General features: G+C 44.5%; 15 protein-coding genes and 1 tRNA gene. 3 read left to right on the forward strand and 13 right to left on the reverse strand.

The genetic code is table 11. From position 1 onward, the window contains the following. Window positions 1–107 precede the first annotated feature (107 nt). Complete coding sequence (locus tag AC1RNB_RS06030; protein ID WP_493081588.1) at window positions 108–1,361, reverse strand: c-type cytochrome; 1,254 nt, start codon at window positions 1,359–1,361, stop codon at window positions 108–110. 238 nt (window positions 1,362–1,599) lie between these two features. Between AC1RNB_RS06030 and purN the strand changes: the two genes are divergently transcribed. After that, a complete protein-coding gene (gene purN, locus AC1RNB_RS06035) occupies window positions 1,600–2,532 on the forward strand; it encodes a phosphoribosylglycinamide formyltransferase (RefSeq protein ID WP_493081589.1) in 933 nt (310 codons plus the stop codon). A 148-nt stretch (window positions 2,533–2,680) separates the two neighbouring features. Further along, on the forward strand, window positions 2,681–3,961 hold the full coding sequence (locus AC1RNB_RS06040; protein WP_493081591.1) for a serine hydrolase domain-containing protein: 1,281 nt from the start codon (window positions 2,681–2,683) through the stop codon (window positions 3,959–3,961). Between the two features lie 217 nt (window positions 3,962–4,178). On the opposite strand, the gene AC1RNB_RS06045 is transcribed toward AC1RNB_RS06040, so the two are convergent. The 3 genes from AC1RNB_RS06045 to AC1RNB_RS06055 form a co-directional block, all read right to left on the reverse strand. Continuing rightward, window positions 4,179–4,385, reverse strand: a complete 207-nt coding sequence (locus AC1RNB_RS06045) for a YgaP family membrane protein (protein WP_493081592.1) — start codon at window positions 4,383–4,385, stop codon at window positions 4,179–4,181. A gap of 302 nt (window positions 4,386–4,687) precedes the next feature. Continuing rightward, on the reverse strand, window positions 4,688–5,338 hold the full coding sequence (locus AC1RNB_RS06050; protein ID WP_493081593.1) for a tetratricopeptide repeat protein: 651 nt from the start codon (window positions 5,336–5,338) through the stop codon (window positions 4,688–4,690). Window positions 5,339–5,460: 122 nt separating this feature from the next. Then, complete coding sequence (locus AC1RNB_RS06055; protein WP_493081595.1) at window positions 5,461–5,928, reverse strand: VOC family protein; 468 nt, start codon at window positions 5,926–5,928, stop codon at window positions 5,461–5,463. Window positions 5,929–6,351: 423 nt separating this feature from the next. Here AC1RNB_RS06055 and AC1RNB_RS06060 point away from each other — a divergent pair. Further along, a tRNA-Arg gene (locus AC1RNB_RS06060) sits at window positions 6,352–6,423 on the forward strand. Window positions 6,424–6,653: 230 nt separating this feature from the next. Here AC1RNB_RS06060 and AC1RNB_RS06065 read toward each other — a convergent pair. The 9 genes from AC1RNB_RS06065 to AC1RNB_RS06105 all read right to left on the reverse strand — a co-directional run bounded on the left by AC1RNB_RS06065 (window position 6,654) and on the right by AC1RNB_RS06105 (window position 19,215). After that, window positions 6,654–7,943 (reverse strand): OmpP1/FadL family transporter, encoded by a 1,290-nt coding sequence (locus tag AC1RNB_RS06065; RefSeq protein WP_493081596.1) that lies wholly within the window; start codon window positions 7,941–7,943, stop codon window positions 6,654–6,656. A gap of 222 nt (window positions 7,944–8,165) precedes the next feature. Then, window positions 8,166–8,648, reverse strand: coding sequence for a DsrE/DsrF/DrsH-like family protein (locus tag AC1RNB_RS06070; RefSeq protein WP_493081598.1), 483 nt, complete (start codon window positions 8,646–8,648; stop codon window positions 8,166–8,168). A gap of 21 nt (window positions 8,649–8,669) precedes the next feature. After that, window positions 8,670–8,978: a TusE/DsrC/DsvC family sulfur relay protein gene (locus AC1RNB_RS06075; RefSeq protein ID WP_493081600.1), complete on the reverse strand. Its 309-nt coding sequence runs from the start codon at window positions 8,976–8,978 to the stop codon at window positions 8,670–8,672. 42 nt (window positions 8,979–9,020) lie between these two features. Beyond that, a complete protein-coding gene (sqr, locus tag AC1RNB_RS06080) occupies window positions 9,021–10,256 on the reverse strand; it encodes a type III sulfide quinone reductase, selenoprotein subtype (protein WP_493081601.1) in 1,236 nt (411 codons plus the stop codon). A 694-nt stretch (window positions 10,257–10,950) separates the two neighbouring features. Further along, window positions 10,951–11,619, reverse strand: coding sequence for a hypothetical protein (locus AC1RNB_RS06085; protein ID WP_493081602.1), 669 nt, complete (start codon window positions 11,617–11,619; stop codon window positions 10,951–10,953). Window positions 11,620–11,746: 127 nt separating this feature from the next. Further along, on the reverse strand, window positions 11,747–12,583 hold the full coding sequence (locus AC1RNB_RS06090) for an endonuclease/exonuclease/phosphatase family protein (RefSeq protein WP_493081604.1): 837 nt from the start codon (window positions 12,581–12,583) through the stop codon (window positions 11,747–11,749). Between the two features lie 146 nt (window positions 12,584–12,729). Next, window positions 12,730–14,520, reverse strand: a complete 1,791-nt coding sequence (locus tag AC1RNB_RS06095; protein ID WP_493081605.1) for a RagB/SusD family nutrient uptake outer membrane protein — start codon at window positions 14,518–14,520, stop codon at window positions 12,730–12,732. A 25-nt stretch (window positions 14,521–14,545) separates the two neighbouring features. After that, window positions 14,546–17,776: a SusC/RagA family TonB-linked outer membrane protein gene (locus AC1RNB_RS06100; protein WP_493081606.1), complete on the reverse strand. Its 3,231-nt coding sequence runs from the start codon at window positions 17,774–17,776 to the stop codon at window positions 14,546–14,548. Window positions 17,777–18,258: 482 nt separating this feature from the next. After that, entirely contained in the window at window positions 18,259–19,215 is a 957-nt protein-coding gene (locus AC1RNB_RS06105; RefSeq protein WP_493081608.1) for an MBL fold metallo-hydrolase, read from the reverse strand. Between the last annotated feature and the right edge of the window lie 144 nt (window positions 19,216–19,359).

Here is a 19,359-nt window from a genome sequence, read left to right on the forward strand (position 1 = left end):
TCTCTTTCTTTTATACTACAATTATATACTGCGTTTCGAAAACAATCATTTGAAACCCGGGTCTGAAAATCATTTTCAAATTTTCAAATTGCCCCATTTTCAAATTCTTAATAGTGACATTTCTGACATTCAGTACCACCGATTTTCTCAACGGTAACACCTTTGGTGCTATCCATCTTGCCTGATTTCAGGTCCTGGTGGTATTTTTCGTAAATGCTGTAAAAACCATTGTCTTTGAACTGCACTTTGGTTTCGCGGTGACAGTTTACACACCAACCCATGCTCAGGTCGGAGAACTGTTTTACTTCATCCATTTTCTGGATCTCACCGTGGCAGGTCTGACAGGCAACCTGTCCTGCTTTCACGTGCTGAGAGTGGTTAAAATATACGTGGTCGGGCAGGTTGTGAATACGGGCCCACTCAACGGGTTTAGCTTTGGCAGCATCCCATGGTTTGCCTTCTTCAAATCCTGCGTATTTGTATAATTTCTGGATCTCTGCGGTACCGTTCACTTCTTTACCTTCTTCATCGTACAGTTTTTCGCCTTTGTACTCGTTGATGTTCATGTGACAGTTCATACAAACATTCACAGAAGGGATGGTAGCCTGTTTGCCCTGGTAAACACCCGTATGGCAATACTGGCAGTTGATCTGGTTAACACCTGCATGCACTTTGTGCGAATAATAGATAGGCTGTACCGGCTGGTAGTCCTTGCTTCTGCCCAGCGCCATGGCACCTTTTGAAGTGAGGTAACCACCTACTATAAAGAGAATAACGGTCAGGAAAGCGATATAACTCTTGTTTCTCCAGAAAGGAACCGGCTCAACAGGGGCAAATCCTTCGCGCTCGTCGGCTAATTTCTTCAGGTTAGCGTTCACCTGTAACAGGATCAGGGCCACCACGGCAAGAATCAGGGTAAGAATACCAAATAATAAGGTATTGTCTCCATCCTGTGCAGGCGCACCGGCAGCAGCAGCACCTGGGGTGGCAGCGCCGGGGGCAGGTACAGACTTGATATAGGCTAGAATCGCATCTATATCAGCATCTGCCAGACTGGAGAAAGCTGGCATGGCTGTTTTACTGTATTCGAGGTACAGGTCGTTGGCGTACTTGTCGCCCGACTTTAACACAGCTGCACTGTTTTTGATCCAGGCATGGAGCTTGGCTTTATCGGGCCAACGGTCTTCCACGCCAGTCAGGGCCGGACCTGTAGATTTTTTATGTACCGCGTGACAAGACGCACAATTGGTCTGGAAAAGAGACTTCCCATCTTGCGCATTTGCTGTAGTACCCAGAGAAAAACTCAGGAAAAGGATAGTTCCGGTGACGAAGGTTTTGGCGAAACGTCTAAAAGATATCATATTCACAAACTGTGGTTCTTGGTGTGGAAAAATATCCGTGAACGGCTGCAAAAATATGACAGGAAGCTGACAAAAACTCCAAGGCCTGAAAATTTTTTTATCCTTGTCTGGCTTGAGTTTCAGCCGATTCTCATCATATTGTTTCAAAACCTGTCATGGAATTGGAACGATATTGATTGAGCGAAGTTATTTGACAAAGAGCAAAAGATTAGTCAGATTTTTATCCCAATTTTGGCCCATGTTTAAACGCCTGCAGGACAAATGGGGGGTAAGTACCCGTCAATTCTGGATCCTTTTCATTGTTTTTGGCCTTACAGGTACCACCACCGCGGCCCTTACCCGCTATATCACCAGCTGGCTGGGCATGGATGAAAGCACATTCTGGATATGGAAAGTACTGTTGCGCGTGGGCATGCTGGTATTCGGTTACCAGGCCATCCTGCTCACCTACGGTTTTCTGCTGGGGCAGTGGGCTTTTTTCTGGAAATACGAGAAGAAACTGCTGAATAAGTTAGGAGTCTGGAGTCTGGAGTCTGGAGTGAAAAGCCCTGCTTCCCAACTCACGACTCACGACTCACGACTCACGAAAATCGCCATTTTCGCCTCCGGCGCAGGTTCCAATGCCGAAAAGATCATTGCCCACCTGAAAAATCATAGTTCTATTAAAGTGTCATTGATTGTTTGTAATAAACCGGGGGCAGGAGTGCTTGGTATAGCCGCCGCCAACCAGATCCCTACCCTGCTGATAGAAAAAGAGCGTTTTTTCAGGGGAGATGCCTACCTGCCTGAGTTGAGAAGCCGGGAGATCGGTTTTGTGGTGCTGGCCGGTTTTCTCTGGAAAGTGCCGGATGCATTGGTAGCTGCCTATCCCAATAAAATCATCAATATCCATCCTGCCCTTCTTCCCAAATATGGTGGCAAGGGTATGTACGGCATGCATGTACATGCAGCCGTCATCGCCGCTGGCGAGAAAGAAAGCGGCATTACCATCCATTATGTAAACGAGCATTTCGACGAAGGCACCCCTATATTCCAGGCTACCTGCCCCATCGAACCCGGCGACACCCCCGAAAAACTGGCCGAAAAGATCCATGTGCTGGAGCACAGGCATTTTCCGGAAGTAGTGGAGAGGGTGGTGAGTCGTGAATCGTCAGTCGTGAGTGGTGAGTAGGGAGTTTAACCCACAGGATGTACCATTGACCATTGCCCACTGACGATTCACGACTGACGATTCACGACTCACGACTCACGCCTCACGCCCCACGATTCTTTTTGTTTTTTCTGATTTGTTCATGAACTTACCAGTTCAATCAAACCACATGAAAAAACAGCTTGCCGTATTCCTTACTTTATTATGTGTAGTAGCCAGCAATGCATGGGCACAACAGCCTGTGCTGAAAAACGGGTTGCCGGAGAATAATCATTTTTCGGCTGAGCGCCTGAAACGGGTGGATGCCCTGATTCAGCAGTATATAGACAGTAACTGGATAGCGGGCGCCATTGCCCTGGTAGCCAAAGATGGCAATATTGTATACCATAAAGCATTGGGATACGACGACAGGGAGAAGAACAAAACGCTGCAGAAAGATGCGATCTGGCGTATTGCTTCGCAAACCAAAGCCATTACCAGTGTGGGAGTAATGATGTTGTATGAAGAGGGAAAGATTCTCCTGGATGAGCCCATCTCCAAATACATTCCTGCCTTCCACAAACCGGTGGTACTCGATAAATTCAATAAGGCCGATACAACCTATACTACAGTTCCTGCCAAAAAGGAGATCAGTATACGCGAGCTGTTAACACATACTTCGGGTATCGGTTATGCGCAGATCGGCAGCGAAACCATGAATGCTATTTATGCCAAAGCTGGTGTAGTAGGCGGTATTGGATTAAAAGGCGGCAAGCTGGGTGATAATATCCTGAAACTGGCCAGCCTGCCACTGGTACACCAACCTGGCGAAAAATGGACCTATGGATTGAACACCGATGTATTGGGTTACCTGATAGAAGTGGTTAGTGGCCTGAGCCTGGACGCTTTTTTCCGCCAGCGCATTTTTGATCCATTGGGGATGAAGGATACCTATTTCTATCTGCCTGCAGAAAAACACAGTCGTTTGGCCATGTTACATTCCGAAGACAACCGGAAAAAAGTGATTAACACGCCCGAGATGATCACAGTGAACGGCAGTTTTTACCGCGACTACCCCATACTCAGTGATGGCAGTTTTTATTCCGGTGGCGGCGGACTGGTTTCTACGGCTTACGATTATGCCGTGTTTATGCAAATGTTACTTAATAAGGGCGAGTATAATGGCAAACGTTTACTGAGCCGGCATAGTATTGACATGATGACGCAGAACCAGACAGGCGATGTAAGGCAGTCTGGTTTTGGGCTGGGTTTTGATATTGTAACAGAACGTGTTGCCGCCAAAACAGTGTTATCGCCCGGTACATTCAGCTGGGGAGGTATGTTTGCCTCATCGTACTGGATAGATCCCAAAGAAAAAATAGTAGCGCAGTTTGTGTTACAACAATATCCCTTCACACACGGGGAGATAGCAGAAAAGTTTAAGGTAGCGGTGTATCAGGCATTGCAGTGAGGGCGGGAATCGTGAGTCGTCAGTGGTGAGTAGGGAGTTTTGGTTAGTTATACAGTGCGTAACAATCTCATCAAACCAGATAATCGGGGAGTTGGGATCGTGAGTCGTCAGTGGTGAGTAGGGAGTTTTGATTTGCGACTATCACCATAATACATACAATAAAAAGACAAGTAAGCGGGGCGCGGGGGGCCGCCCCCTTCTGCTTACCTGTACTTAATCAAGCTTTTTTCTCGCAGGTATTGATGCCGACCAGTGTATACAAGGGGCAGAAACTGATAAAAGAAGTGGCGAGGAAAACAGCTCCCAGGATCACTAATACCAGTCCAACCGTACCGGTTACAGTACCGGTAAAATACAGTACCGAAAAAATGATAGCCGCTATTACGCGGATAATACGATCGGTGTTACCCATGTTTTTTTTCATACTTGTTTTATTTAAATGTTTAGAGGGCTCTTATTATGATAACCAGCAGCCAAACCAACAGCAGGCACAGGAGGCATACCACCAGTAATTTCTGCCAGTTTTGTTTCACTCCATGAAACTACTCATCTTTGGAAATATATTATATGATTTTCCTCAGTTTCTCTGCGATGGGTGTAAAAGAAAGATCCATTGCGGGGTGGCAATGGATCTTTCGTAAATAGGGTAAGTGTGAATATACTAAGAAGATTGTAGGGTTCAGGCTGCTTTATGCAGGGTTCAGGCCGCTTTGAGCGTCCCGATTCCTATCCGGGCATACGGGAAATGTATTTTTCGATCTCTTTCACCTGGTCCAGCACCTGTTTGGTCTTGGGTTTACAGGCTTTGGCCTTGCGGAAAAAATCTTTGGCGGCGCGGAACTCGCGTTTGTTCATGAAGATCTGGCACATACTCAGATAAGCCACCGCTTCACTTTCTTTATCGGGAATGCCGGCACGGATAGCGGCACGGATATAATTCTCGCTCTGTTTCAGGTCGCCCCGCTGCATGGCCATCATGCCCAGCTGCAGTTTGTTGGAACCTTCAGCCTCTGGCATAGGCGAACCCAGTTCGGAGCTTTTTTTCAGGTGCGCCTCGGCAGAGGTGAAATCCTGTTTCATCATGGCCAGGTTACCGAGAATGGTATAATAGGTAGAACGGACAGGTTTGTACAGCAATCCCGGATACCAGATGGTTTTCAGGATTCTTTCTACTTCTTCAATATTACCGGCTTCCATGGGTTCCTGTATCAGGCGCATGGGTCCGATGAAGAAATGACTGGCAATGGCGATCACACCAATAAAGTACAGTATAAAAGATGGCCAGAAACTGCTCATCACATTAACTGTAACCGCCAATGCAATAGCCAATAAACCCAGCCAGAAACGGTATTTGATCAATAGATTGTAAAACTTCATAACCCTTTTTTGAGAGGGGCAAAGATAGGGGAAAAGGTGAGTAGTCAATTGTGAATGGGCAATTGTCAATAGGGGCCTCCCCCTATTCACCATTGACTATTCACCATTACCCATTCACCCCCTCAGTTTTTAGCATCATTCACTTCAATCCAGTAGCCATCGGGATCTTTCACCCAGATCTGTTTTACGCCGTCTATGCGGTTGGTGATCTCGCCCATAACGCCTTTGGAGTTATAGTAAGGGATCTTGCGCGACTGCAGGATACCCACAAATACCTCTGTTTTGGGCACACTGAAACAGATATGGTTATTGAGAAAATATTCTTTGGGCACATCGGCTCCCTGTATTACATGCAGGGCCACGCCGGGGGCAATGGAATACCAGATATGGCGGTTATCGTGAAAGGGTTCGGGTATTGTATCCAGCTGAAACACGCCGCTGTAGAAACTACGGGTTTTTTCCAGATCCACCACATAAATGGCCACATGATTCAATACGGCTTTGGGTTTGGAACCGGCCGTCTGGGCCCGGAGAAACTGACTGCTACAGAACACAGCTGCCAGCACCAGCAGCAAACGGGATATCTTCATAAAGCTGTTTTAATGCCTTGAAAATACAGAAGAAATGGCTGATCCGGGCTAAATTATTTCCCGTAAAAGTGCTTTTGCACCAATGAGTCAGCTTAAATCTGTTGAACGGGGAATAGGAGAATCTATTATTTTTGCAGCCCGAGAGGGAGTGAAAATTAAAAATTAAAAATTAAAAATTAAAAATTAAAAATTAAAAATTAAAAATTAAAAATTTGTAATTGGTAATAGGAACCTTACTGTCCTAATTGTTAATTGCTAATTTTTAATTGTCAATTACCCTGGTCCCGTAGTTCAATGGATAGAATATCCCGCCATGGCGGGACTAAACTTTTGATACAAGTTCTTTACATATAATAATGAGTAAATAGTAATAACAAGTCTTTCTGTAATTTTTAATTGCTAATTGTTAATTACTAATTAATCGGTCCCGTAGTTCAATGGATAGAATAGAAGTTTCCTAAACTTTAGATACAAGTTCGATTCTTGTCGGGACTACATCGCCTGCCGAAGCATTTGCAAAGGCGGGCTTTTTTATGCCGGCTACCCGGCTTGGGGCGGCTGGGGTTGTGTCACTCACTTGTACTTTCCGAAATATATTCAGCTGATTCTCTTCCCTTCTCTGCAGGTGTCTCCTGACAGCAGTCAGTTCCTTTTCCTGCTTTCTGCCATACATGCAAAATGCCGCACGGGGTACGGCATTTTGCATGTACTTTTTGTTAGTTTGATCAGAAGGTATAGTTGATCCCCAGCATAACGAGATCTGTCGTCATTTTGTAAGAAACATTACTGTTAGGAATAGCACCATAAGGGTTCGTGGCTGTTACCATCATCGGGTTTAATAAGGGGCCACTGGTAGAGCCGCCGCTTGATCCATGATGGTACATTGCATTCAACGTAAATCTGGCTGTAACTTCATATCCCAATCCAAACTGGAATCCATTTTTAATAATGGCGGTTGCAGGCGTAGAGAAAAAAGCCAGCTCACTGTTTATGGGATTTGAGCTGTAGGTATACCCCACCCGTAAAGGCAATTTCTGTATGCCTTTGTACTGGATACCGGCTGAAACAATGGATATATTCTTCCAGCCAAATCCGGCTACCGATGCGGTACTGGTCCAGCCTTTTGCGGCAAAACCTGCTGTGTTGGCATAATTTACAAACCGGTAATCTACCGCCAGGTCAAACTGGTTCATGGAATATCCTATGCCAGCCGATAAAATGGCTGGATAATTCATTTTGAATGTTACGTTCGGAGCAGCTGTTCCATTCAGGTAAGTATTCTTAAAATCAAATTCGCCAAAGTATTGTGGTGTTTTATAAGAAGCTCCCAGTTTGATTCCCTTTCCTGAATTGTAAAAAACACCAACCTGTCCGCCAATACCCAAAGCACTTGCTTTATTACTTACAGGATAACCCAGGGTTGAACTGGGAGAAGAAAGCGGATTGGGTGCCAGTTCAAGTGATGAATAATTAAAAGTAGGTGCCAGGCCAACTGACCAGTGTTCATCAATTTTATACGCATAGGTAATTCCTACCTGCAGCAATTGGTAATCAGATTTGATCTGTCCAAAACCTCCTTCGCTCTGAGGCATACTGATCGGGTTCGAGTTGTTCTCAGGAAAATTTACGCCAAAACCGCTGATACCAAATGCGGATACGCCAAAAGTATGTTTACCCTTTTTATTGCCCCAAACCATGGCCAGTGCCGGCATTACCGAAACACCTCTTGCATCTTTGGTTAACCCGGTAAAAGGACCACCGGACGTGGGGGCTGTTGATGATAAAGCCGGTGAGGAGAAAAATAATCCGGCATTAAAGGAAAACTGTTTTGTACTAAATGCCGATATGGATGCGGGGTTCCATTGTAAAGCACCGTTAATATCAATTGGCTGCGCCGTTGCGGCACCACCCATTGACATATTGGTTGCACCGATGCCTTGCATGATATGCCCGGTCTGCGCTAATAAAAGAAAAGGTAATATACCAAAGCCCATTGTAATGATTATCTTTTTCATAATTGTAATTTTAACCTGCATGTCTGTGAAATGAATGTTTGTTAAATGTTCTTCACGAGAATTGTATGTCATACCGGCTTTCTCTTTGCATCACGAATCATCGCGCTAAAGAATTACTTTCTGTTTGAGATACGGCCTGGCAGTTTATGGAAAACATGAATTTATCCGTTTGCGGAAACAGGTATAACAATGCGTGTGTTACGTTATCTTACGATCGCTGTTTTATACAAAGAGCATATGTACGCCTTCACCCTCACTTTGCTTATAAAAGTCACCTACGGTGATCACTGCGTCAATGCCATCGTACAGATCTTCTCTTTTATAATGGAACATATCCATTGCCAATTTACATGCCCATAATTTTACGCCCGAAGCCGTCAGGATATCCAGGAATTCATGTACATCCGGCATGTCAATTTTTTCCATTTCCTTTTTCATCATGGCACTGGCCAGGGCTTCCATACCCGGCAAACCTCCTAACATGGTTGGCATATGCATGGCAGGATTACCTACGGTAGCTACATGCAGGTGTTCGAGTTTCTTTTTGTGAATAGCTTCCAAACCAAAAAAAGTAAAGAACATTTCCGCTTCTATACCTTCCATACGGGCTCCGTTGGCCAGCACAAAAGCAGCATAAACGTTTTCCAGTGTTCCTTTTGATAAGATGATCATCATCTTTTTAATAGTTTTCTTATTCTCATTCATAATTGACAAATTTTATTTTTGTTAGATACAACTTGCGGGTTTGGGTATACCGGCAATCTTTGTGGCCGTCTTTAATGGCGCAACAGGAAATAGCTGGTAGAACTCTTTAATATCTACGAGGCCGCTTTTCCCAATGCGCCTGATACTGAGGGCTACCTGGTTTTTATGTTCATCCTGCAGATATTTGATAACTTCCCAATGCCGCGGAGTTAAAGTGATCTCAGCTTCAGCTGCCAATGTTTCTCCAACAGTTGTATCCCACTGACTGAAATCTGTCAGGTAACCTTCTTCGTTTACGGTAATTGATTTACCTGCTATTAACTTTTCCATAACCTGTTATTTTAATGTTTAGATAATTAGATAATAAAATGATTAATCGAATTTTTTGCCGCTTTCCGACATGGTTGCAGACACAAACGGAATATGTGTTCCCTTAAGTAATACATTCCAATAAATCCATCTGAAAGCTAGTTTGCCCATATGGTTCATCCTGCTCTCTTTAAGTAACCGTAACGGGCCGATACCTGCAAACGGGAAGCTTCCTTCAACGGGCTCGTGTGTATAATTGAAATCGATCAGCAATGCTTTGCCATTGCCGGTTTCGATAAAACAGTTGGCATGTCCGTCAAACTCTTCCAGCAGGGGTTCTCCTTTTACATACCGGAGGATATTATCTGTTAAAATTTCCGCTTCAAAGTGGGCAACAGAACCCGCTTTTGAGGCTGGGATATTACTGGCATCTCCCAACACAAAAATGTTGGCATACTCTTTGGATTGCAGGGTGGCTTTATGTGTTGGCACATAGTTCAGGTCATCACCCATGCCGGACCTTTCAAGTAAAGCATCTCCTTTGTTGGTGGGTACGGTTACCAGGATATCAAAGGGGATCCTTCTTCCTCCATAATCCACAATCTCTTTCTTTTCGTTGTCTACATGCTCGATAGCAAAATCACTTTCAATATGGATTCCCTTTTCATGCAGCAGGTGTTCCAGTGCTTCCGTGGCTTTGGGTTTGGTAAAAGCACCACTTAGCGGAGTTACATAAGTGATCTCCACTTTATCACGCATGTGTTTGTGTTTAAAAAAAGAATCCGCCAGGAACGAAAACTCCAGTGGGGCTACCGGGCACTTGATGGGCATTTCGGTAATATGAATCACCAGTTTACCCCCTTGCCAGTCTCTCAATTTATTACGCAAAGCCAGAGACCCTTCAAAAGTGTAAAAATCAAAAACAGATTTATGCCACTCGGAACCTTTCATTCCTTCTGTTTCTTCAGGAGCAATTTTTGCGCCGGTGGCAATAATCAGAACATCATAAGCCAATTCATCGCCATTTGCGAGCTGTACTTTGTTTTCTGTTGGCACAATCCGGCTGATCTTTTGTTTGAGAAGTTTTACGTCTTTGGGTATAAATTCCTCTATGGTTTTTATGATATCTTCCGGCGTATATATATCAAACGGAAGAAAAAGATACCCTGGCTGATAATGATGTTCTTCGCGTTCATCAATAACAGATATCTGCCAATCTGGTGATTTTAACTGATGGTGCAGGTGATTTGCCATCATCGTACCTGCAGTACCGGCTCCGAGAATGATAAGATTTTTCATTTGTTGATTTTATTACTGTATTATGAAAGTGTAAAACTCGTTACCGCGCATGTCCGCTTTCATGATAATTACTTTGTTGATACATGACTTTTATCAGCAAACTTCAGAGAATAGAAAAAAAAGAGAACCAGCAGAGCCTTATGTAACAAATGTTACATAAGGGCTGCATCTCATCTTCTAACTTGTAAAATGACATCTTCCTGAAAAACAATACATAAAGAGGTTAGCAGGAATGATCAGCGATTTCCTGTAAAGCATCCAGGCCTGATTGTTAACTACTGGTAACTTTTAGAACTTACCGATTACCCATTCCAGTCATCCATTCAAGAGAACATCAGGAAATATAAAAAGACCAGAAAACAGGTTGGCAACCCGGGCCTACTCTCCCTGTTATTCCCCTCCTGCAGAGGAAGTTGCGGCTATGGGGAAAATACCTTAATTCTTACAACCGGATATTCCGGCAGAGGGGCAATACTACTATTAATGTATTGTGCCATTAAAAATCACCCTGATAGTCAGGATTTTTTTCGCTCACGGTCCCGCTACCGGCGGGAGCCCCTTCCCTTTTATCCCGCCGATGGCGGGACTGCTTTTTCTTCTGCCAACGCATCATTTTGTCTACCCTCGTCTGCCCTCGCCTTCGCTCGGCACCAACAAATTTTGAATTATCCGATAGCACAAGACGTTACTATTATTATTTATCCCGCAAAAACAACCCACCCTTTACCAGCCAGGAGATCCCGAAGGCGAAGAGGGCACCCGACTCGAACCAGAAAACAGGTTTGTAGGGTTTCAGCCAGGGCATGGTATCCCTGGTATTGGTGTACAGGGCCAGCAACACAATACAGACCAGCATAGCCACACCACAGATCCGATAAACATGGTTGCGCTGTTTTTTCCGGGGGGTAATGGTAACACCTCTGCTTTTGGTAAACTGGAACAGGGAGATGGCAGCGAGTACCAGGAACAAAGCAGCAGAAAATACATTGTGCAGGTTATTACGTAGTTCATTCAGCGGCAGGTGAATGATGGCACAACTATCGGCACTGGTTTCGTTGGTGGGGAAAAATGCCACGCCCAATGCCAGTAACCCTGCCAGCGTAGATAAGATACTATCCAACCGGTCGCCGGGATACCCTTTGTAAGAGATCAGGAACAAAGCCACTGCGCATAAAATGCCCACCAGCAGATCACCGGTAACAGTATAATAATAATCACTTACAGAATCCTGAATGGCTTTACAACTTCCAAACAGGTAATTACCCACCAACATAGCCGCAGGTAGTAATACACTTAACCAACCGATTGCCTGCACCAGCGATCTGAAAGAGATCAGCCGGGGATCGGGATGGGTAGCTTTCATCAGGTGTTATTTTGCCCTGAAAATAGGCATCTTTTCGCTTACCAGTATCTTAGCATCCCTAAACAAAAAGTTCCGGCAGAAGCTTCTGCCGGAACCTTTGATCAGATATGACTGATTCCTTTTCCTTTTATTTCAGTTCTATACCTGCCAGTACAGGATAATGATCTGAAGGAAATTTACCGTGATAGGTATCGGTAAGCACACCATACCTTGTTGCTGTAAAATGCTTCGACAGAAAAATATGATCGATGATATCTTCTGAAGGGTTCCCGGTTTTGAAACTATTAAAACTTCCGTTATTCCTGTAAGGATGATCTACCTGCCACAAAGCATCTTTTAACAAAGTGCCATTCTGTATAAACCGGTACCACTCACTTTGATGGTTGCCGTTAAAATCTCCTGTAAGGATCACGGCCTCACCCCTGGCAATCTCTTCTATTTTACGAACAAGCAGTTTACTGCTTTCCACACGGGCCTGTACACCCCGGTGGTCGTAGTGAACATTAAAAACATAAAAGCTTTTTGTAGTTCTCCTGTCGCGCAGTTTTACCCATGAACAGATCCGGTTAATCCTGGCATCCCATCCAAAACCGGGTTTTTCCGGGGTTTCCGATAACCAGAAATCGCCGCTCTGCTGCAGGTCATACTTCTCTTTTTTGTAGAAGATCGCAGAATGTTCGCCTTTTGATCTTCCATCATCCCTGCCAATTCCATAAAAACTGTACTCCGGAAGATCTTTCTGCAGGTCGTCCAGCTGGTTGCGTAATCCTTCCTGTGTTCCAACAATATCAAAGCCATGAAACCGGATCAGGGCAGCTGCAATGGGGGCGCGGTCTTTCCAGAGATTACCCGTATCGCCGGGATTATCGTAACGGAGATTGAATGTGCCGATAGTGATCTGTTGCGCCTGCACTGCCAACAGGTTTATCAACATACATGCGGCAATGACGATTATTTTTTTCATGGGTGTATGGTATAAAAATGGTACAATACAGGTGTTGTATCGGTTATTGACTACCTGTTTATATTTTCAGCAAACAGAAGAAAAGGAAACAGGGTTGTGTACCCTGTTTCCTTTTCTTTCCGGTACATCCGTTATCAACAAGGAAATTACCAGCCCGGGTTCTGCCCCAGCTTTGGATTAATCAGCAGGTCTGCAGTAGGTATGGGATACAGGTATTTTTTATCTTCCCATTTTCTAACGGCATTATTCAGCCAGGTAATTTCGCCTGAATTACCGCCACTCAGTTTTTGCGGATTAACCGATCCATTGGAAAGCGTAGCTGATACATTGATAAAAGTTACCCCCGCAATTGCCGCGGGTGCCGTACCACTGTAAAACAATACATCATTTTTTCCGTCTTCATTCAGGTCCATCGGTACATTAAGCGCAGGCACATAAAACCCGTTCCACGGTTGGGTAAGCAGGTCGCCTCTTTTCCAGCGCAGCAGATCGGCAAAACGCAGACCTTCCCAGGCCAGTTCAATACCGCGCTCGCGCCTGATCTCCAGTAGTGAAGGATCCGTAATACCGGGAAAATAATTTGTTTGCAGATAAGTATCTGCCAGTGTGGGCCTGGTGGTTAACCCTCCGGTAATACCCGCCCTGGCCCGTAAAGCACCAATTGTTTTGGCCCAGTCAGCATCTGTAAACGTACCCAACTCTGCTTTGGCTTCGGCATAGTTCAGTAATACTTCTGCGTACCTGATCAGAGAAATAGAATTATCGTTGCGGGTTCCTCCATCAAAATACACATCATCCAAACACCATTTAATGGGCTGGTATCCTGTATAGGTATAAGAGAATACCGGAGGAGCAGCTTCAGGTGCGCCACCGTTGATCCTTTTATAATTTCCTACACGGATGGTCTGTTGTAAACGTTTGTCGCGGTTCTTTACCTCATCGGCAAATACTTTTGTCTGGTAGCCGGCTGTAGCGGTAAAAGGTGTGCCATCTGTGTTAAGGTATGTATTTACAAAGGTTCTTGTAAAGCTGAGGCGCGAGCCATAAGTGGCCGAGGTCCAGTACCAGTTGGCATCGTTCAATACATTCAGGGTGGCATCTACCACATTCGAGAGTATAACTTCGGTAGTAACCGGTTGTTTGCTGATGAATAATTGTCTGTAAGACAGATCCGTACCATTGGCCGTATTCAGTTTAAAACCGCCTTCGGTCATTACTTTATCTGCCGCGGCAACCGCCTGCTGCAACCACTGGTCTGCGGTTGATGCAATTGCGCTGGTAAGGCCACCTGTTCCACCGTGGTATTTCCGGAAGGTTCCTTCAAACAAACAGATCCTGGATTTATACGCCAGTGCCACATATTTGGTGATCATACTGCGTGTAGGATCGGTAGCCGTGATATTACTGGCAGCAAAGTCAAGATCAGCCAGCACAGAGTCCATTACCAGTGCACGCGGGTCTCTTGCTTTATACAAAGTAGCAGAATCTGCAATGTCGATGGTTTTCCCATACCAGGGCACATCGCCAAAACGCTGTACTTTATCGAAATAAAACAAAGCACGGAAAAAACGGGCAATAGCGATATAGTTCTGACGAACCCCTGCGGGCACAGCAGGATCTGTACAGTTTTCGATAAAATAATTAATGTTCCTGAGGGGAGACCAGCTCCACCCTGAGCTTTGCAGCGCGGTAAAGCCATTTGCCGTCAGAAAAGCAGGCACATCTGTTCTGGCGCCATAATCGCTCATGGCATCTGCCCTAACCACATCGTTACCGGATGGAAGGTTATTGTAGAAAGAAGCTACATACAACTGTAATCCTTTTTCATTACCGAATACCGCGCTTTTAGAAGCTGTGGCCTGAGGTTCCTGGTCAAGTTTTTTACAGCCAGCCAACAGCACTGTTATTACACTTATGGAGAAAAGTATCTTTTTCATATCTGAATTAATGAATGATGATCAATTATAAGCCGATGGTAATTCCTACTGTCCATCCTTTCAGGATGGGATAATTCTGCCCGTTTCCGTTGCCCCCATTGGTCAGCACCCTGTCTGATCCCTGGATATTTTCCACATCAAGATTGTGTGTAATCTTATACATAGGCGAGTAGGTCCATACATTATCTGCCGAAACATATACTTTGGCCTGGCTCAGTTTTAAACGGCCAATCAGGGATTGGGGAAGGTTATACCCCAGCTGTATATTCTTTAAACGGATATACGCTACATTCTGCAGGTATTGGGTTTGTGTTACGTTTAATGAACGTCCGGTACCCTGCGCAATATATCCTCTCAACCGGGGGAAATAGGTATTGGGATTGGCTTCAGACCAGATCTTATCCACCATTTCTGTTGGTACGCGGTTATAAGGCCTGTTGTAAGGCCCCCAGAATGCATCTGCTTCTGCACCGGGCCACCAACTTTGTTTACCTACCCCCTGAAAGAAAGCACTGAAGAAAAAGTTATTCCAGTCAAAATCAAATAAGGCACCAAAAGAGTAGCGGGGTTGTGCATTACCGATAATGCGGCGATCGCCCGGGTTGGCAACGGTGTTTGCGCCTGTGTTAATCACACCATCACCGTTCAGGTCAAGAAACTTTACATCCCCGATCATCGTAGTTCCGGAATTGGAGCTCTTGATCAAAGACTGTTTGGAGGCTTCGCCGATATTGGCAGCCGTAAAGAAACCATCGGTTACATAACCCCAGATTTCTCCCAGTTGCTGACCCACGTAATAATCACTCAGCAATTGGGTAGGGTTATTGTATTTGGTAATCACCGACTGGTAATCGGATAACGATAACCTGATACCATAGTTGAAGGGTTTGTGCGCTACAGAAATATTATCTCTCCATGATGCCACTACTTCCCAGCCTTTGGTTCGCAGATCGGCATAGTTGCCTTTTGGCACGCTGGTACCGAATACAGCTGGCAGTGTTGGACCATTTGTAAACATATCCGTCGTATTTCTCACATACCAGTCAAAACTCAGTGTCAGTTTATTTCGCAGGAAAGAAGCGTCTACACCGATATCGGTAGTAGTGGCTTTTTCCCAGGTAAGGTTATCAGGCAACACAGAAGGTTGTCCGGTGGTTTGCGGACGGATACCTCCCAGTACCCGGCCCGACTGACTGATACCGAACTGTTCCATAAACGCGTACGAAGCAATATTACCGTTACCCAAAGAGCCGTAAGATGCCCGTACTTTCAGGTCGGAAATAATGTTTCGGGATACTTTCCAGTAAGGTTCTTTAGATACCCTCCAGCCGCCGGATACGGAGGGGAAGAAAGCATAGCGTTTATCGCTGGGAAATTTGGAAGAGCCATCGTAACGGCCATTCACTTCCAGCAGGTATCTGTCGTCAAAGCCATAGTTCAGCCTGAAGAATCCACCACGTACCCCCCACTGTTCGTAAGGGCCGGCCGTAGTAATCGCCGTTCCCAATGCGAGGTTAATACTCTGCACATTGTCATAGATCAGTCCATTACGGCTGGTAGTGAGTCCTTTGTAAGTAGACTGTTCGCTGTTAAAACCGGCCAGTAGTTTAAAATAATGTTTTTCTGCAAACTTATTCTCATACTCAGTGTAAATATTGGTAGCGAGGTACTGGGTTTCTGTGTAGCTGTTTGCAATATCATTGGTAGTAGTACCAATATATTCCACCACATTCGGTTTACGGCTATACGGAACCGGAACACGCACGGTTTTGGAATTGTCATCGATATTCTGGATAGTAAAATCCCCTTTGATACGGAAAGTATTATCGAAGAATTCAGAAACAAAACCAATTCTGTTACGCAGGGTACGTTTATCAAAATCGATACCGTTTTTCCCATATACAAAATCACCTACTGTATATGCGGCAGAATAAGACAGGTTCCCATCGGGGTTGAATAAGGGAGACATTTCATGTCCTTCATCTGAAATATTCCGCCAGATACCACCTCCTTCACCCACATTCAACGGATTGTGATACTGCATACTGGCATAATCCGCATTGTTTTCAAAACGCAACCATGGTAATACCTGGATGGTTCCTTTTGCCCGGAAATTGTACATTTTATAATCATCAGAATTGTATCGGAACAATCCATCCTGACCATAATAGCGGCCGGTGATCATAAAGCTTGCTTTATCACTGCTTCCGCTGATAGAGATATTGTGATCTACCGCCAATGTGTTTCTCTTATAGAGGATATCGTACCAATCCGTATTGCCATAGTACACATATTCACCGTTTGCATCCACTTCTACTTTAGGCAAAGAAGGGTCGTCGTTACGTTTCTTGAATTCTGCCAGATAGGCCTGAGAAAATTTAACGGTTTTGTTCACGTTCTGCGGAAACTGGGAATAATCGTTCCAGGCACTCCAGGCATCGTTAAAGATTCTGGCAAAAGTATATCCGTTGGTAACATAATCCGGACGCACAATCGGTGACTTACTGGAATAATTGGAAGAATACGTAATGCTTGTTTTGCCCTTGGTAGGATTTTTGGTAGTGATCAATACCACACCAAAAGCACCTCTTGCTCCGTAAATTGCGGCAGATGCTGCATCTTTCAGAACTGTTACGTTGGCCACATCGTTCGGATTCAGCAGAGCAGGATCTCCTACCACTCCATCAATGAGGATCAGTGCACTTCCACCCTGTCCGATGGAAGTATTACCTCTGATATTATAGGCAGGAGACTGGGTAGGTTTACCATCGCCCATTACCAGGTTCAGGTTGGGAATAAAACCCTGAATACCCTGCGAAAAGTTGGACATGGAACGGTTTTCCAGCACCTTACCCGATACCTGGTCTACGGCACCGGTAAGATTTACTTTCTTTTGGGTAGAATAGGCTACTACCACAATATCGTCCAGTTCTGATTTGGCAGGAGCCAGGGTAATGGAGAGTAATCTGTCATTATCGGTAACTACATTCTCAATTACTTTAGTAGCATACCCTACATAAGAAAAACTAAGCCTGTAAGTAACGGATTTTGTGAGGTTAGAGAGTACAAAAACACCATCAGGGCCGGTAACGGTTGTCTTCTTCATTTTTAAACCGGTATTCTCAATTAACACAGACACACCTCCCAATGGTTCAGATCTTTCATTTTTAACTTCACCTTTAATCACAGTCTGTGCATAAGCAACAGTGCAACTGAAAAATGAAATTAAAATCAAAAGCGTTAGTTCTTTTTTCATTTTAATTTTTTGTGCAAATAACTCTTTTTTGATTTGCTTAACATACGGAAGGGTATTATGATAAGGTTAACTAAATATGAACAACAATTACAGAAATAACAATTTCATAAAGTGCATTGAATACAAAAACCACTAAATGAAAGCATACAATCAACTTAAGCCATAAAACTGTTCCAGTTTTCATTCCAGAAATTGGTATGTTTCACAGCTATGCCGATTGTAACTACGTGGTCAATAATAACAACACGGAGGATCGTGTTTACCTATAAGAAAATCTGATTAATGCAGGCGTGCATGAATCAACATTATAAACAGTGCTTGAGCCTATATAGTATCCGCAGCTAGGAGCCCCATGAACAGCTATTGTTTTGTCGGACATATTTTCTGCGAAGAAGAAGAAAAAGATATACCACTGTGATCCTGGTTACAGCTTTCCGGGATCACCGGTTGAGACACGGTATTATAAAATGATTCGATCCTTATTATCTCGCCAATGCCCCGGGTGTAAAACCTTTCACCAGGTCGAAAGTAGCCCCCACAGACCCAACCACTGATTCTCCTCTTTTTAATCCGGCCCATTCCCTGATCTGGTATACCGGCTCTATACCTGTACAATGGGCTCCCATAAAATAACGGATGCCCGCTTTTTTGAGTTCATCAGCCGTCCAGCGGATCTGCTCATCGCTGTTCTGTAACAAATGAAAACCGCCAATAGCCGCATATACTGTTTCCAGTTGCAGGTGATCGCGCGCCTGGGTAATGGTATTAATGATACCGGAATGTCCGCAACCGGATAAAAGTACCAGCCCCTTTGCTGTACGGATAATCAGCGACATGTCTTCCGGAACAATATCGCCCACTGTTTTACCTGCCGCATCTTTTTTCTGCCAGCGCTGGTCGTAATTTTTTTCAGGATATTTTCTGGCTACAGGCCCTGTTACATAGATGCCCGGTGAAATTTCGGTAAAAGAAGCATGGGTAATGATTTTTCCGCCAGATTGTACATACAAGGCTGAATCCTGCTGCATTTTGGTTTCATCTTCCCCTGTTTCTGTCAGGCGTGTATCGAATATTCCTTTGCCTACATGGGTAACAGACAATGCCTGTTGGTTAGTACGGCTGATTTCGTTACGCAGCGGCATCCAGCCAATGGTATGATCCCAGTGATTATGACTGATCACAAAACGTGGAACCTGTGAAAGATCAATATTCAAAAGTTTGCTGTTCTCCAGTACGGTTTTTTCGTGGCTGCCGGCATCAAAGAGAATTTTTGCTGAATCGGCTTCTACGAGGGCAGCAAAACCCCATTCGCCCATTCCTTTTTGGGCCAGCATGGTACTGAGTATCGTGATCTTCAGGTTTTTTACCTGGTGGGCCGGTTGGGCCAATACCGCATTGCTGCAGAAAACGGAAAACAATAAAATGAAGACTTGTTTCATAAGTAAGTTGTACTGGTGAAAATATATCTGCCTGCCATACATTCAACAATTGCTCCGGTTTCTTTTACACTGCCCCCATCACAAACCGGTACAGCAGTTAAAGCAGCTGTTTGAGTTAATCAGGCAAAAATCCACTCTGCCTAT

This window comes from Sediminibacterium sp. GW821-FHT12F12, from assembly GCF_058806635.1.